This is a genomic window from Parafrankia sp. EAN1pec (assembly GCF_000018005.1).
GTDB classification, from domain to species: Bacteria; Actinomycetota; Actinomycetes; order Frankiales; family Frankiaceae; genus Parafrankia; species Parafrankia soli.
Window position 1 is genome coordinate 1362452 of sequence record NC_009921.1, and the last position, 15049, is coordinate 1377500.

Annotated in this window: 13 protein-coding genes; all 13 read left to right on the top strand. The window is 72.9% G+C overall.

The annotated features are described in order from the left end of the window. The first annotated feature begins 1 nt into the window (after position 1). The 13 genes from FRANEAN1_RS05620 to FRANEAN1_RS05685 all read left to right on the top strand — a co-directional run bounded on the left by FRANEAN1_RS05620 (position 2) and on the right by FRANEAN1_RS05685 (position 14955). The gene (locus FRANEAN1_RS05620) at positions 2 to 313 is read left to right on the top strand and encodes an acylphosphatase (RefSeq protein WP_020458776.1); all 312 of its coding nucleotides are present in this window, start codon (positions 2 to 4) and stop codon (positions 311 to 313) included. Between the two features lie 518 nt (positions 314 to 831). Continuing rightward, positions 832 to 1029 (top strand): hypothetical protein, encoded by a 198-nt coding sequence (locus FRANEAN1_RS05625; RefSeq protein WP_018504552.1) that lies wholly within the window; start codon positions 832 to 834, stop codon positions 1027 to 1029. 543 nt (positions 1030 to 1572) lie between these two features. Further along, entirely contained in the window at positions 1573 to 5364 is a 3792-nt protein-coding gene (locus FRANEAN1_RS05630) for an AAA family ATPase (protein ID WP_020458777.1), read from the top strand. Positions 5365 to 5560: 196 nt separating this feature from the next. Beyond that, entirely contained in the window at positions 5561 to 6856 is a 1296-nt protein-coding gene (gene ftsY, locus FRANEAN1_RS05635; RefSeq protein WP_020458778.1) for a signal recognition particle-docking protein FtsY, read from the top strand. A gap of 451 nt (positions 6857 to 7307) precedes the next feature. Beyond that, positions 7308 to 8873: a signal recognition particle protein gene (ffh, locus tag FRANEAN1_RS05640; RefSeq protein WP_020458779.1), complete on the top strand. Its 1566-nt coding sequence runs from the start codon at positions 7308 to 7310 to the stop codon at positions 8871 to 8873. A 256-nt stretch (positions 8874 to 9129) separates the two neighbouring features. Beyond that, positions 9130 to 9570: a 30S ribosomal protein S16 gene (rpsP, locus tag FRANEAN1_RS05645; protein WP_026240110.1), complete on the top strand. Its 441-nt coding sequence runs from the start codon at positions 9130 to 9132 to the stop codon at positions 9568 to 9570. Next, on the top strand, positions 9571 to 9804 hold the full coding sequence (locus tag FRANEAN1_RS05650; RefSeq protein WP_006544182.1) for an RNA-binding protein: 234 nt from the start codon (positions 9571 to 9573) through the stop codon (positions 9802 to 9804). A 57-nt stretch (positions 9805 to 9861) separates the two neighbouring features. After that, complete coding sequence (gene rimM, locus FRANEAN1_RS05655) at positions 9862 to 10518, top strand: ribosome maturation factor RimM (protein WP_041253725.1); 657 nt, start codon at positions 9862 to 9864, stop codon at positions 10516 to 10518. 134 nt (positions 10519 to 10652) lie between these two features. Continuing rightward, positions 10653 to 11504 (top strand): tRNA (guanosine(37)-N1)-methyltransferase TrmD, encoded by an 852-nt coding sequence (gene trmD, locus FRANEAN1_RS05660; RefSeq protein ID WP_020458782.1) that lies wholly within the window; start codon positions 10653 to 10655, stop codon positions 11502 to 11504. A gap of 576 nt (positions 11505 to 12080) precedes the next feature. Further along, positions 12081 to 12437, top strand: a complete 357-nt coding sequence (rplS, locus tag FRANEAN1_RS05670; RefSeq protein ID WP_020458783.1) for a 50S ribosomal protein L19 — start codon at positions 12081 to 12083, stop codon at positions 12435 to 12437. Between the two features lie 192 nt (positions 12438 to 12629). Further along, positions 12630 to 13934: a signal peptidase I gene (gene lepB, locus FRANEAN1_RS05675; RefSeq protein WP_020458784.1), complete on the top strand. Its 1305-nt coding sequence runs from the start codon at positions 12630 to 12632 to the stop codon at positions 13932 to 13934. A 5-nt stretch (positions 13935 to 13939) separates the two neighbouring features. Then, the gene (locus FRANEAN1_RS05680) at positions 13940 to 14662 is read left to right on the top strand and encodes a ribonuclease HII (protein WP_020458785.1); all 723 of its coding nucleotides are present in this window, start codon (positions 13940 to 13942) and stop codon (positions 14660 to 14662) included. Next, on the top strand, positions 14659 to 14955 hold the full coding sequence (locus FRANEAN1_RS05685) for a DUF2469 domain-containing protein (RefSeq protein WP_011606858.1): 297 nt from the start codon (positions 14659 to 14661) through the stop codon (positions 14953 to 14955). The genes FRANEAN1_RS05680 and FRANEAN1_RS05685 overlap by 4 nt, the downstream gene beginning before the upstream one ends. Positions 14956 to 15049: the final 94 nt, after the last annotated feature.

The following is a 15049-nucleotide window of genomic DNA, read 5'->3' on the forward strand; positions in this document are numbered from 1 at the left end:
GATGAACGAGGTTCGCGCGACGAAGGACGCCTCCGGCGGGGACATGGTCCGCCTCACCGCCCGGGTCGAAGGTCTTGTCCAGGGAGTCGGGTTCCGTGACTACGTGCGCACCAAGGGCCGTCGTCTCGGGCTGGTCGGCTCTGCCACCAATCTGCCCGACGGTGCCGTAGCGGTGATCGCGGAGGGTGAGCGGGGCGCCTGCGAGGCGCTGCTCGAGCTGCTGGTGACCGGTCACACCCCGGGGCACACCGAGCGGGTCGATCATGTCTGGGGCGAGCCGCGAGGCGGATTGGCTGGCTTCCTGCGGCGCTGAAGCGCGTCGGACGAAGGGCGCGAACGCGTCGATTGAACAGACGCGCAATCTGCGGCGACGCGTGTACGAACGGCGTCGAACTTCGCGGAGAAGCCTTCGGTGGCGTGAGTGCGTTTTTGCCTGGTGGGACCACGCTGTCACCGCGTCGATTGTTGATCAATGCTGTCCGCTGTCACTTCGCGCCGCTCTGCTTCCCCTGCGGCATCGCATGATCGTGGCTGGTGGCAGGCCCGAACGTGGGAGGAAGGGGATGAGGAACAAGCCACCTGTCGAACTCGCCACATGGCGGAGCGGGGGTGAACGTGCTGCAACTGGTCCCGGGTCATGTGTCCCGTCGGGTGTACGCCGGCGAGGATTTTCCGATGTTCGGCGGACCGGGCAGTGGCCTTGTGGCATGCTCTTGACTTTCGGTCGCCTGACGTGGGATTCTTAGGTCATTCTCTGGGCCGCGCTCCGATCTTTCTGGTCCCGTCGCGCCCAACATCCCGCTAGGTCACTCATCGTGGAGGACCATCACCATGGCGAAGGCCCTTTTCGGCCACGTCGGTTCCGGCAGCGACATGCGTCTCTCGTACGAGGTACGCCGTCTTCGCGCCCGAGTAGCTGAGCTCGAGTCAGAGCTTGCACGCGTCCGGGCGGTGAACGAGGCACTCGTGGACGGTGTCGACGTCCCTGCCGACGTGCGCGCGCTCGACGTGGAGCCTGCGCTCACCTGAGCCCCCGAGCCCCGACATCCGGGCACCCTGTGTGCCCCATATGCAGTGTCCAGCACGGCACGGACCCCCCTGGTCCGTCAGCCGGGCAGGCTCCGTCGTGCCTGCGTACGTCCCATTCGGGTGTGCCCTAGCGTCCCACGGGCACACCCAGGTGTGCCCGTGGGTGGTCATGCCCGATTTCCGTCGCTCAGGGTAGGCGTTATGCAGCCTTGAGTTTATTTGGCGTGCTCGGGTGCTGATCCACCGCTGGCTCCGCCTTTGTGGACGGGGCCCTCGCGGCCCGGCGCGCCGCCTTCGCGCGCACGACAGCGGCCGTATGACTGCGGCCGCACATACGGATCGGGCTGCCGGTTCTCCGGTCGGCGCGGTCCCGCTCACGGTGCCGTGCTGTCCCGCGGCGACGTGCGGGGCGGGACGGCGCTCGCCGGGGCGCCGGGCGTCCCTCGGTACCATGAGCGGGACGAATGTCGGTCGATCTTCGTCCGGGTCGGTGGTCGCCGGCCCGGTAGCGGGGTTGCCGTCCCCTCCGCCGCCCGGAGCCCGGTGCATCTCAAGAGCCTCACCCTGCGGGGTTTCAAGTCGTTCGCGAGCTCGACCACCTTGCATCTCGAGCCCGGTATCACCTGTGTCGTGGGTCCCAACGGCTCGGGCAAGAGCAACGTCGTCGACGCGATCGCCTGGGTGCTGGGGGAGCAGGGCGCCAAAGCCCTGCGCGGCGGCACCATGTCGGACGTCATCTTCGCCGGCACGCCGTCGCGCCCCGCGCTGGGCCGTGCCGAGGTCCTGCTGACGATCGACAACACCGACGGCGCGCTGCCGATCGAGTACTCCGAGGTCACCGTCGGGCGGTTGATGTTCCGCAGCGGTGAGAGCGAATACACCATCAATGGCACCACCTGCCGGCTCCTGGACATCCAGGAGCTGATGAGCGATTCCGGCATCGGTCGCGAGCTGCACGTGATCGTCGGCCAGGGCCAGCTCGACGCCGTCCTGCACGCCCGGCCCGAGGACCGCCGCGCGTTCATCGAGGAGGCGGCCGGTGTCCTGAAGCACCGCAAGCGCAAGGAGAAGGCGCTCCGCAAGCTCGAGGCGATGGCCGCGAACCTCACCCGCCTCACCGACCTGTCCGCCGAGCTGCGGCGTCAGCTCGGGCCGCTCGGTCGCCAGGCGGAGATCGCGCGCAAGGCGGGCGTGATCCAGGCGGCGCTGCGCGACTCCCGGCTCCGGCTGCTCGCGGACGATCTGGCCACCGCCCGCTGCGCGATCGCCTCCGACGCCGCCGACGAGGACGCGCTGCGGCTGCGGGTCGCCCAGACGGAGAAGGCGCTGGCCGACGGGCAGCGACGGGAGGCTGAGCTCGAGGCGCGGCTGGCCGCGGTCGTCCCCCGGGCGGCGGCGGCGGCCGAGACCTGGTACGGCCTGGCCTCGATCCGGGAACGGCTGCGGGGGAGCAGGTCGCTCGCCGCCGAGCGCTCCCGCCTGTTGGGCTCGGCGGAGGAGCACCGCGGCGGTCGCGACCCGGAGGAGCTGGAGCAGGAGGCGACGGCCGTCCGAGAGCAGGAGCTCGCGCTCACCGAGCGTCTCGAGCTGGACCGGGAGACCCTCGAGGAGGTCGTCGCCCGCCGGGGCTCGCTGGAAGAGGAGCTTGCGCGGGAGGAGAGGGCGCTTCTCGCCGCGGCGAAGGCGGCTTCGGACCGCCGGGAGGGAATCGCGCGGCTCGGCGGGCGAGTCGAGGCCGCCAGGTCCCGTGCGGGGGCCGCCGAGGCGGACATCGTGCGGATGACCGAGGCACTGGATGCCGCCCGCGCCCGGGACGCCGAGACCGCCGGGTCCCGCTCCGCGCTCGACACGGAGCTCGCGCGGATCGAGACCGCCCGCGACGAGGTCGCGCAGCGGCACAGCGAGGCCGTCGCCGTCCATGAGGCGGCGAGCGAGCGCCTGGAGGCCCTGCGCGACGCCGAGCGGGCAGCGGAGCGCGATCGTGCCTCCTGGCAGGCACGCCGCGACGCGCTGGAGCTCTCCCTCGAGCCGGCGGACGGGGCCAGCGCCCTGCTGCGCGCGGCGGCGGGGGAGACGACACCGGCTGACGCTGGTACCGGCGCCGCCGGCGATGGCGGCAACAGCGCGGGAGAGGGGGCTGGGGGCGGTGGCCGCAAGCGCCGGCCGGGCCGTGGCGGGCGGAACGACCCGCGGCAGGCGGTTCCCGCGCAGCTTCCGCCGCTGGAGCCCTCCGTCCAGGTCATCGGCCGGCTCGCCAGCTTCGTCACCGTCGCGCCGGGTGCGCAGGCGGCGATCGCGGCGGCGCTGGGCCCCGCCGCCGACGCGCTGCTCGTCGGCACGCCCGCCGACGCGCTGGCCGCCCTGCGCTGGCTGCGTACCGCCGACGCCGGCCGAGCCGCTCTCGTCCCGGCCGACCGCGTGGACCAGCCCCACCGGGCTGATCAAACGGATGAGGTTGACCCGGCCGATCAGGCGGACGGGGCCGACCGGGCCGAAGCGGGCGGTGGTTCCCCGCAGGGACGTCCCGCGGACCGGAAGCCGGACCTGCCGGCCGGCGCCGTGTACGCCCTCGACCTGGTCACGGTGGTCGATGCCCGGTACGCCCCGGCCCTGCGGGAGCTGCTCGCCGACACGGTCGTCGCCGACGACCTCGACGTCGCCGGGCAGGTGATCGAGCACAGTCCAGAGGCCAGGGTCGTCACCCGGGACGGGGACGTCGTCGGGCCCCGGTCGGCGGTCGGCGGCAGCGCCACGCCACCGTCGGTGCTCGAGATCCAGACCGCCGCGGACGAGGCCGACCGCGGCGCGACCGAGGCGTCCGCCCGCCGCGAGGCGGCCCGTGAGGAGATGGGCCCTGCGCGGGCCGAGGTCGAGCGGGCCCGCGCCGCGATCGACGCCGCGCTCGCCGAGCGCCATGCCGCCGACGCGCGCCACCGGGCCCTGTCCGAGCACCTCGCCCAGATCGAGCGGACCAGGGGCTCCGCCGCCGGGGAGATCAGCCGGCTCGAGCGGTCCAGGCTCGCCGCGGAGACGGTCCGCGACCAGGCCTACGGGGCGCTCACCGAGCTGGAGTCGCAGCTGGCGGCCAGCTCGTCCGAACCGGACGTCGGGGAGCGCTCGCCCGCGGAACGCGACCGGCTGGTCGCGGCGACCTCCGCGGTCCGCGCGGCGGAGGTCGAGGCGAGGCTGTCCGTGCGGACCAGTGAGGAGCGCGCCCGCAGCCTGCACGGTCGGGCCGACGCGCTCATGCGTTCGGCGGCCAACGAGCGGGCGGCCCGGGCCGCCGCGGCCCGGCGCCGGGAGGTCCGCGAGCGCCAGTCCGCGACCGCGGCCGCGTTGGCCGACGCGGCGGGCGTCGCGCTGGAGGCACTCGAGAGGTCGCTCGCCGCCGCCGCGACCGAGCGGGAGACGGCCGAGACGGCGCGGCGGGACACCGAGGCCGAGCTCGGCACGGTGCGTGAGCAGGTCCGCGGCCAGGCGACCGAGCTCGCCGCGCTGCGCGACGCCGCGCACCGCGACGAGCTGGCGCGGGCCGAGAAGCGCCTGCGGGTCGAGACCCTGGAGGCGAAGACCCTCGAGGAGCACGGCGTCGCGGCGGACGACCTGATCGCCGAGTTCGGCCCGGACGTCCCGGTGCCGCCCGACGAGCCGGACGGCGTGCCGACGCCGTTCGACCGGGCCGAGCAGGTGGCGCGGGCGGGCCGGGCGGAGAAGCAGCTCGCCCGGCTCGGGAAGATCAACCCGCTGGCCCTGGAGGAGTTCGCCGCGCTGCAGGAGCGCGCCGCCTTCCTGTCCACCCAGCTGGACGACCTGAAGAGCACCCGGCGTGATCTTCTGCTCGTGGTCGACGAGGTTGACGCGCGGGTCCGGGAAGTGTTCGAGACGGCGTTCGCCGACACCGCGCGTGAATTCGAGGTGGTCTTCGCCACGCTCTTCCCGGGCGGTGAGGGACGGCTCATCCTGACCGATCCGGACGACATGCTGACCACCGGGATCGAGGTCGAGGCGCGCCCACCGGGAAAGAAGGTCAAGCGGCTGTCACTGCTCTCCGGCGGGGAGCGCTCGCTCACCGCCCTCGCGCTGCTGCTCGCGATCTTCCGGGCCCGGCCCTCGCCGTTCTATGTCCTGGACGAGGTCGAGGCGGCCCTGGACGACCGGAACCTGGGCCGCCTGCTCAACGCCGTGGAGGGGCTGCGGCAGAAGTCGCAGCTGATCATCATCACGCACCAGAAGCGCACGATGGAGATCGCTGACGCCCTCTACGGTGTGTCGATGCGCGGTGACGGCGTCACCACGGTGATCAGCCAGCGGCTGCGCCAGCGCGCCTCCGCCTGACAGCCGGTGACGGCTGGTAACGGCCGCCGAGCCGGGGGCCGTGCCCTGTCGCCGGCCCCGCTGCGGGCTGCCGGACGGCCGAACCACACCGCAAGCCGGTAACGAGGGCGCGTGACCACTCCTCCGGGCCGCCCCGCTTGCGGTGGTCACGGGGTGGGCGAGCGATGGTTGCCCGGCGATCTGTAAGGATCGTGTCGTGGAGCTGGTCATCCTCATCGTCGTGATCGCCGTGGTCCTGGTCGGCATGGTCGGCCTCGTGGCCGGCACCGCCCTGCGCTCACGCTCCCGTCGGGGCGGGTCGCGGGACGCGGACCGGCCGGACGCGGGCGCCGCGCCGTCCGCTCAGTCGGGCGTCGCCACGCCGACGATCCCGCCGACATCCCCGCAGACCGGCGCGGCCCCACCCGGCTGGTCGGGCCTGCCCGGCGAGACGGCGGACTCGCTGGTCGGGCAGGGCGGGCCGGCCCCCGCCGGCGCGGCGGGCACGGCGGGCGCGGCGGGCGCGGACAGCACACCGGTCACCGGGCCCGAGATCGTCGCCCCGCGGGCCCCGGTCGACGTGCCCGCGCCCGCGACGGGCCGGATGGTACGGCTGCGCGCCCGGCTCGCCCGTTCGCAGAACGCGCTCGGCCGCGGCCTGCTGGCGCTGCTGTCCGGGGACAACCTGGACGAGGAGGCGTGGGAGGACGTCGAGGCGACACTGCTCGTCGCCGACGTCGGAGTCACGGCCACGGCCGAGATGGTCGAGGCGCTGCGCGAGCGCACCAGGGTGCTCGGGGCGCGCACGGCGGCCGACGCCCGGATGATGCTGCGCGACGAACTGCTCGCCCAGGTCGGCACGACCACCGACCGGTCGCTGCGGACGTCCGCGCCGGACCGGCCCGCCGTGGTCCTTGTCGTCGGCGTCAACGGCACCGGAAAGACCACAACCTGCGGCAAGATCGCTCGGCTGCTCGTCGCGGACGGCCGCTCGGTCGTGCTGGGCGCGGCGGACACCTTCCGCGCGGCCGCCGCCGACCAGCTGGAGACCTGGGGCGGCCGGGTCGGGGCGACGACCGTGCGCGGCGCGGAGGGGGCGGACCCGGCGTCGGTCGCCTTCGAGGCCGTCAAGCGCGGGATCGACGACGGTGCCGACACTGTGCTCGTCGACACGGCCGGGCGGCTGCACACGAAGGTCGGCCTGATGGACGAGCTGACGAAGATCAAGAGGGTCGTCGGCAAGCAGAGCCCGGTGGACGAGGTCCTCCTGGTCCTGGACTCCACCACGGGGCAGAACGCCCTCGTCCAGGCCCGGGTGTTCACCGAGGCGGTGGACATCACCGGCGTCGTGCTGACCAAGCTGGACGGCACCGCCAAGGGCGGGATCGTCATCGCTGTGCAGCGGGAGCTCGGTGTCCCGGTCAAGCTGATCGGCCTCGGCGAGGGCCCGGACGACCTGGCGCCCTTCGAGCCGGAGGCGTTCGTCGACGCGCTGCTGGGCGAGCCGGCCTGACGGCCGCGCGACCGTCAGGCCGCGCCTTTACGTGGCCTCCGCGGTGCGGCCGCGGGGTGCGGAACCGCGGCCGCACCGCGGCTCGCCTGCTCGCCGTGAGGGGGCACCGGAGGACCACAGCTCCGGCCGCTCGAGCCACTTCCGCTCGGACCTGGGTTGATCTAGTCTTTTCGCCTGTGCGGATCCGTCGGGATCCGCGGACAGCCGCGCCCCAGGCCGCGACCGGGTCTTGATCGGTCGGGCATGTGAGCCTCCGGCGAGGTGTCTCGCCCTCCTCAGCGCAGAGGGCGGAGCCGGCCGGCGTCGTGCCGGGATCCGTGCGGGCACGCCTCGCCGGGCCGGGCGTCCCGTCCACGGCGGGCCTCACGTCGTCACGGGTCCTGGTTCCGGATCGGCGCGGGGTGCGTACGCTGGTGCCTGCGGTCCGTCTGCGATCTCGGAGTGTGTGCGCGTGTTCGACACCCTTTCCAGCCGCCTCGACAAGGTCTTCACGTCGCTGCGTGGCAGGGGGCGGCTGACCGACGCCGACATCGACGCCACCGCCCGTGAGATCAGGGTGGCGCTGCTGGAGGCCGACGTCGCGCTGCCGGTCGTCCGCGGTTTCGTCGCCGCCATCCGCGAGCGGGCCCGCGGGGCCGAGGTGAGCACCTCGCTCAACCCGGCGCAGCAGGTCATCAAGATCGTCAACGAGGAGCTCGTCGCCATTCTCGGCGGCGGCACGACCACGTTGCGCTTCGCCAAGACGCCGCCGACCGTGATCCTGCTCGCCGGCCTGCAGGGAACCGGCAAGACGACCCTCGCCGGCAAGCTCGGCCGCTGGCTGCGAGCCCAGGGGCACACGCCGCTGCTCGTCGCCGCCGACCTGCAGCGCCCGAACGCGGTGAACCAGCTCCAGGTCGTCGGCCAGCGGGCCGGGGTCGAGGTCTTCGCCCCGGAGCCCGGCAACGGTGTCGGTGACCCGGTGCGGGTCGCCCGCGACGCGCTCGCCCACGCCCGTCGCCACGTCTTCGACGTGGTGGTCGTCGACACGGCCGGCCGCCTCGGTGTCGACGAGGAGCTGATGCGCCAGGCCGCCGACATCCGCGACGCCGTCTCGCCGGACGAGATCCTCTTCGTCCTCGACGCGATGATCGGCCAGGACGCCGTCTCCACGGCCCAGGCCTTCGCTGACGGGGTCGGCTTCACCGGCGTCGTGCTGACCAAGCTTGACGGTGACGCGCGCGGTGGTGCCGCGCTGTCGGTGGCCCGGGTGACCGGGGCGCCGATCATGTTCGCCTCCACCGGCGAGACGCTCGACGACTTCGACGTCTTCCACCCCGAGCGGATGGCCTCGCGCATCCTCGGTATGGGCGACGTCCTGACGCTCATCGAGCAGGCCGAGAAGGCGTTCGAGGTCGAGCAGGCCGAGGCGATGGCCGTCAAGATGGCCAACTCGGAGTTCACGCTCGAGGACTTTCTCGAGCAGATGCTCACCGTTCGCAAGATGGGCCCGATCGGCAACCTGCTCGGGATGCTGCCCGGAATGGGGCAGATCAAGGACCAGCTCGCCCAGGTTGACGACCGCGACCTCGACCGGGTCGTCGCCATCATCCGGTCCATGACGCCGGCCGAGCGGCGGGACCCGAAGATCCTCCAGGCTTCCCGCAAGGCCCGGGTGGCGCGCGGGTCCGGCGTGACCGTCACCGAGGTCAACCAACTGCTGGACCGCTTCGGTGAGGCGCGCAAGATGATGCGGCAGATGGCCGGCGGCGCCGGCCTGCCGGCGGGAATGGCACGCGCGAAGGCGGCCCAGGCCCGCAAGGCCGCCAAGAAGGGCAAGGGCGCGCGGCGCAGCGGAAACCCGGCGGCGCGCGCCGCGCAGGCGCAGGACCGCCGCAACGCGCCCCAGGACGGCCCGCCGGCGCTCGGCCTTGGGGGCGACGGCCTGCAGGGCATGCCTGACCTGTCCTCGCTCATCCAGCAGGGTGGCTTCGGGGGCGGCGACACCCCGCCGCGGCGTCCCCGCCCAGGCCGCTGACCCGCGCGAACCCACCCGCCCGGCGGGGGCCCTGGCGAAGACCCGGGTGCCCCGGGCGTTGCGTCGGCAGGTGATCTGGCAGACTGTAAGGTCATACAGGCCCTGCCTGCCGGCGTCGGCGTGGCCGCTCTCAGGTGAGTTCCCTCAGGGACCTCCGTGGTGGCTGGTCGTCGGCGGTGTTCTCCCGCCATCGGGGCGTCACGGCTAGTCCGTGTGTTCCGGTGGTCATCGATATGTCTGGAGCCGTACGACCACCGTGGCAACAAAGATCAAACTTCAGCGCCTCGGCAAGATGCGCGAGCCGCACTACCGCATCGTCGTCGCCGACGCCCGCACCAAGCGGGACGGCCGGGTCATCGAGGCCATCGGGCAGTACCACCCGAAGTCCGACCCGAGCATCATCAAGGTCGACCCGGACCGCGTCGGTCACTGGCTCTCCGTCGGCGCCCAGCCGACCGAGCCCGTGCTCGCGATCCTCAAGGTGACCGGCGACTGGCAGAAGTTCAAGGGCCTGCCCGCTCCCCCGCCGATGAAGGTCGCGGCTCCCAAGCCCGACAAGCGGGAGATCTTCGCGGAGGCGGCCCGCGCCGCGGCCGCGGCGGACGACAAGCCCGCCACCACTCCGAAGAAGGCGAAGAAGTCGGCCGCGGCCGATGGTGCCGAGTCGGCGCCCGCCGAGTCCGCCGCGGGGCAGTAAGTGCTCGAAGCGGCCCTCGAGCACCTCGTCCGAGGCATCGTCGACTATCCCGACGATGTCCGGGTGGATCTGTCGAGCAACCGGCGCGGCCGGACGCTGGAGGTCCGGGTGCACCCCGACGACCTCGGCAAGGTCATCGGCCGGCGCGGCCGGACGGCTCGGGCGTTGCGCACCGTGATGGGCGGTGTGGGCGGTCGCGGTCTGCGGATCGACGTCGTCGACGTGGACCGGTAGCCGTGTGCACTCATCGCCTCCGTGCCCATCGCCTCCATGGGCAGGCGGCCGCGTCCCATGGGTGAGCCTGTCGTCGTCGGGCGGGTCGGCCGTCCGCACGGCATCCGTGGCGACGTGACCGTCGACGTCCGCACCGACCTGCCGGAGCGCCGTTTCGCGCCGGGGGCCCGCCTGGTTCGCCAGGTGGCCGATGGGCCGGCCTCGCGGCCGGCCGCGGACGCCGCAGGTGCGGCTGATGCCGTCGGCACGGCGGCTGGTCCTGGCTCGGCGGGCGATTCCGGCGCCGCCCGGGCCGCCGGGCCGCCGGTCGCGACGGTGCTGTCCGTTGTGGCGTCCCGGTGGCATTCCGGCCGTCTGCTGGTCCGCTTCGACGGGGTCACGGACCGTGACGCCGCCGAGGCGCTGCGGGGCAGCTTCCTCACCATCGACTCCGACGAGTGCGGCCCGGCGGTCGACCCCGATGACGAGGACGACGACGGCGAGCTGTGGTGGGATCGCGACCTGGTCGGCCTGCACGCGCGCACGCCCGCCGGGGACGTCCTCGGTGAGGTCGTCGACGTCATCCATTCCCCGGGCGGGGAGATCCTCGCGATCGGCCGTCCCGAGGGCGGGGAGTACCTGGTGCCGTTCGTCCGGGAGATCGTGCCCACCGTCGACCCGGCGGCGGGGCACATCGTGGTGGACCCGCCTCCCGGCCTGCTCGACCTCGACTGATTCGGCGCTCCCGCCCGGCCGGCGCTCCCGGCTCCGTCACCGCCCCACCTCGCCACCGCCCCCGCTCCGCCACCGCCCCGTTTCGAGGCGCCGCCCACCGGGTGCGGCACACCTCCCTCTGACGAAGGCAGCGGATGCGCATCGACGTCGTGACGATCTTCCCGGACTATCTGCGCCCGTTGGAGCTGGCCCTGGTGGGCCGCGCCGCGTCCCGGGACCTCGTCGACATCCAGACCCACGACCTGCGCGCGTGGACGCACGACGTCCACCGCACCGTCGATGATTCCCCGTACGGCGGGGGGCCGGGCATGGTCATGCGCCCGGAGCCGTGGGACGCGGCGCTGCGCGACATCGTGGCCCGTGATCCGTCGCGTCGTCCCCGAGTCGTGGTGCCCACCCCGGCCGGTGTTCCGTTCACCCAGAGCTACGCCGCCGAGCTGGCGGAACAGGACTGGCTGATCTTCTGCTGCGGCCGCTACGAGGGCATCGACGGCCGGGTGGTGGACGCCTGGGCCGACGACGAGATCTCGATCGGCGACTACGTGCTCGCCGGCGGCGAGGTCGCCACACTCGTCATGGTCGAGGCGGTGACGCGGCTGCTTCCCGGCGTCGTCGGCAACGCGGAGTCGATCATCGACGACTCCTTCGCCCACGGGCTGCTCGAGGGGCCGGTCTACACCAGGCCCCCGGTGTGGGAGGGCCGCGCGGTGCCCGAGATCCTCCGCTCCGGCGACCACGCGGCGATCGCCCGGTGGCGGCGGGAGGAGGCGCTGCGCCGGACCTGCCGAAGGCGCCCGGAGCTGCTCGACCGGATCGAGCTGTCGGACGCCGACCGCGCGGTGGTGGCGAGCACCATCGTGGCCGCCCATGGCGGCGGGGACGACCCCCCTGTAACGGGTGTCGAGGACGCGGTGACGATTGCCGAGAGAGGCACGATCGGTGACGGGCCGGCTCCGTCGGGTTGTGCGTCGAGCCACTGTTCCTGAGCTTCCTGAGTGCTCCGTCGCCTGACTTCTTCGCCGTCCTCTGCCATCGCCGAGCCGGGCGGCCGACGTCGAGCGGCCCGGTCGAGCCGCCGACCAGCCTGGCCGCGAGGTGTGGACGGGGCGGGGCGTGAGCCGGCCCGTGGTGGCCAGGTCGGCCGCGCCGCGCGTGGTACCGGGGAGGGGCCTGGCGACCGGACGTCGCGATCGTGTGGCACAGTAGGATGCGGTGTCCGCCGGTTCTCTGGCCGACGTTGTCGTGACTGATGCGGTCGTGACCGATGCTTTGATGATCGACATAGCTGTGACCGGCCCTGCCGCGATCGGAGTTGTCGTGAGCGGCGTCGTAGCGACACGCGATATCGTGATCGGCGCTGTCGGTCCGCCGATCCGGCGCCCCGGTCGGTTCGCCGACCCGGCGTAGCCGCTGTTCCGGTTTCCGCCGTCCCGGCGTGTGCTCGCCCGGCCCTGGGCCGGTGCGGTGCCCCGCGTCGAGTGGCGTGCCGGTCGACGCGGCCCGCCGGGCACGTTCCGGCGTTCATGCATTTGACTGTGACAACCTCTGAGGAAGCGACTGCCATGCACACCCTGGACAGCCTCGACGCCGAGTCGCGCAGGACCGACGTGCCGGAGTTCTGGCCGGGCGACACGCTCAAGGTCCACGTGCGTGTGGTCGAAGGTAACCGCCAGCGCATCCAGGTCTTCCAGGGCGTCGTGATCCGCCGCCAGGGGGGCGGCGTGCGCGAGACGTTCACCGTCCGCAAGGTGAGCTTCGGTGTCGGTGTGGAGCGGACCTTCCCCCTCCACAGCCCGATCGTCTCGCGGGTCGAGGTCGTGACGCGCGGTGACGTCCGCCGGGCGAAGCTCTACTACCTCCGCCAGCTCCGCGGCAAGGCCGCGAAGATCAAGGAGAAGCGCGAGCCGGTCGGCCGCTGATCCCGCGCGCGGGCCGGCAGTCCGGTGACCTCGTCGCAGGACTTCCGGCGACTGGCCGCTCACCAAACCACTGCGCCGCGTGAGCGGTGCAGCAGGATGGTCAGGTCGTGGGTCGAACCGGTCAGGCCACGGCCATGGGCGGGTGTCGACCCGTTCCGTGACGAATGACGGCCGACCTCGCGAGGTGGCGCAGTGAGTGGATCGGACCGGGGCACGCCCGAGCCGTTCGGTGGTCAGGCGCAGGGCGGTCCGCCGTCCGGCGGCCCGGCCTCAGGCGCTGCGGCGGGTGGTCACGGGCAGCGCGGTGACGCGGTTCTCCCCTGGGACACCGGCACCGACGTCTCGGACTCCCGGCACGCTGCGGATTCCGGCCTGGCCGATTCCGGGCCGGCCTCGGACACCCGCGGCCGGGACGAGCGCGGTGACCTGACGGGGCCCGGCGGCCTGCCGGGCGACGCCGTGCACCCGCCGGACGGGCCTACCGGGACGGCCGGGCACGAGGGCGCGGCCGGGGGCGGTGAGCCCGCGGCGACGGGCCGACGGATCTCGCGCCCGCAGGCGGGGCGGGACCGCGGGCGCGGCTCCTTCCTGCGCGAGCTGCCGATCCTGGTGCTGGTCGCGTTCCTGCTGGCGCTGCTGATCAAGACCGTGTTCGTCCAGGCGTTCTGGATTCCGTCCGAGTCGATGGAGCGGACGCTGCTCATCGACGACCGGGTCCTGGTGAACAAGGTCATCTACCATTTCCGGGACGTGCACCGGGGCGAGATCGTCGTGTTCAACGGCGAGGGCACCGGTTTCGAGCGGGAATCGATCGTGGCCCCGCCGGCCAACGGCCTGAGCAGGTTCATCCGCGGCGCACAGGAGCTGCTGGGCCTCGGCGCGCCGAGCGAGAAGGACTTCATCAAGCGGGTGATCGGCGTAGGCGGTGACGTCGTCGCGTGCTGCGACGCCGCCGGGCGGGTGACGGTGAACGGCAAGGCGCTGGACGAGCCGTACGTCTACGAGAACGACTTCCAGGCGTTCGGGCCGTTCACGGTCCCAGACGGGGACCTGTGGCTGATGGGCGATCACCGCTCTCGCTCGTCGGATTCCCGCCAGAACGGCCCGGTCCCGCAGGACAAGGTGATCGGCCGGGCGTTCGTGCGGGTGTGGCCGCTCGGCCGGTTCGGCCTGCTCACGGTGCCCGGCACGTTCTCCGGCATCCCATCGGCCTCCGCCGCGCCTGCTCGGACGCCCGCTCCGACGTCCGACGAGACGGCACCGAGTTCGCCGCCGGGCGCGGTCGGCGTGCCCGGAAGCACCGGATCCGCGGATCTGCTGATCGCCCCGGTCGGCGCGCTCGCCCTCGCCGTTCCGGCGAGCCGGCGGCGGCGCTCGGGCGGGCGGCGCTCGACCGGCGGGCGGTCCATCGGCTGGTCGACGCGGGCGAGCGGGGAGCGGCGCTGCGGCCCGCGCGGGCGGTGGGCGAGACGGCGCGGTATGGGCGGTTCACCCTGATCGCGATGGACGTGCGTGGCACGGCGATCCGCTCCGATGCCGGCCTCTTCGGCTACGAACGGGCGCTCGTCCGGCGCGGGCTCGGGCCGGTCGCGGGTGTGGACGAGGCCGGCCGGGGAGCCTGCGCCGGGCCGATGGTGGTGGCCGCCGTCGTCCTGGACCAGCGTCGTCTGGGGCTGCTCAGGCGGCTGGCCGACTCGAAGCTCCTCACCGAGCGGGTCCGCGAGGAGGTCCACGCGGACGTCCTGGCAGCGGCGGCGGCGGTGTCGACCATCGTCATCCCCGCCGCCGAGATCGATCGGAACGGCGTGCACGTCGCCAACATCATGGGGATGCGGCGGGCGGTGGCGGTGCTCGACGTCCGGCCGAGGTATGTGCTCACCGACGGGTTCGCGGTCGCGGGTCTTGGGGCCGAGTCGCTGGCGGTGATCAAAGGCGACCTGATGGTCGGGTGCATCGCCGCGGCGTCGGTCGTGGCCAAGGTGACCAGAGACCGGATCATGCGTAGTTTGCACAAGCGGTATCCCGAGTACGATTTCGCGCAGCACAAGGGCTACGTCACAGCGGCGCACACCGCCGCGATGACGCGGTACGGGCCGTGCGAGCAGCACCGACTGTCATATGTCAACGTCGCCGCGCTGGCGGCGCCGGCAGGGGAAACACGATCGTTGCGGCTGGAGGACAGGGTTGCTATGACCAGCCTGCGTGGCGTCACGGAGACCGCATGAGCGCGGAGGATCTCGAAAAGTACGAGACCGAGATGGAGCTCCAGCTCTACCGCGAGTACCGCGACGTGGTCGGGTTGTTCTCGTACGTGATCGAGACGGAGCGTCGTTTCTATCTCGCGAACGATTATCAGATCGAGGTCCGGAACAGTACGGACGGCGAGGTCTTCTTCGAACTGACCCTGCGGGACGCCTGGGTGTGGGACATGTTCCGTCCCGCCCGATTCGTGAAGAACGTGCGAGTCGTCACCTTCAAGGACATCAACGTCGAGGAGCTCACCAAGGCCGAGCTCTGAGCGACGGCGCGCCACCGGTTCGCGTGCCGTCGCGGACGGTGGTGCCCTGTGGTGCCCGTCGCGCGGACCGCTCCGGGTGACCCTGTGGACGAGA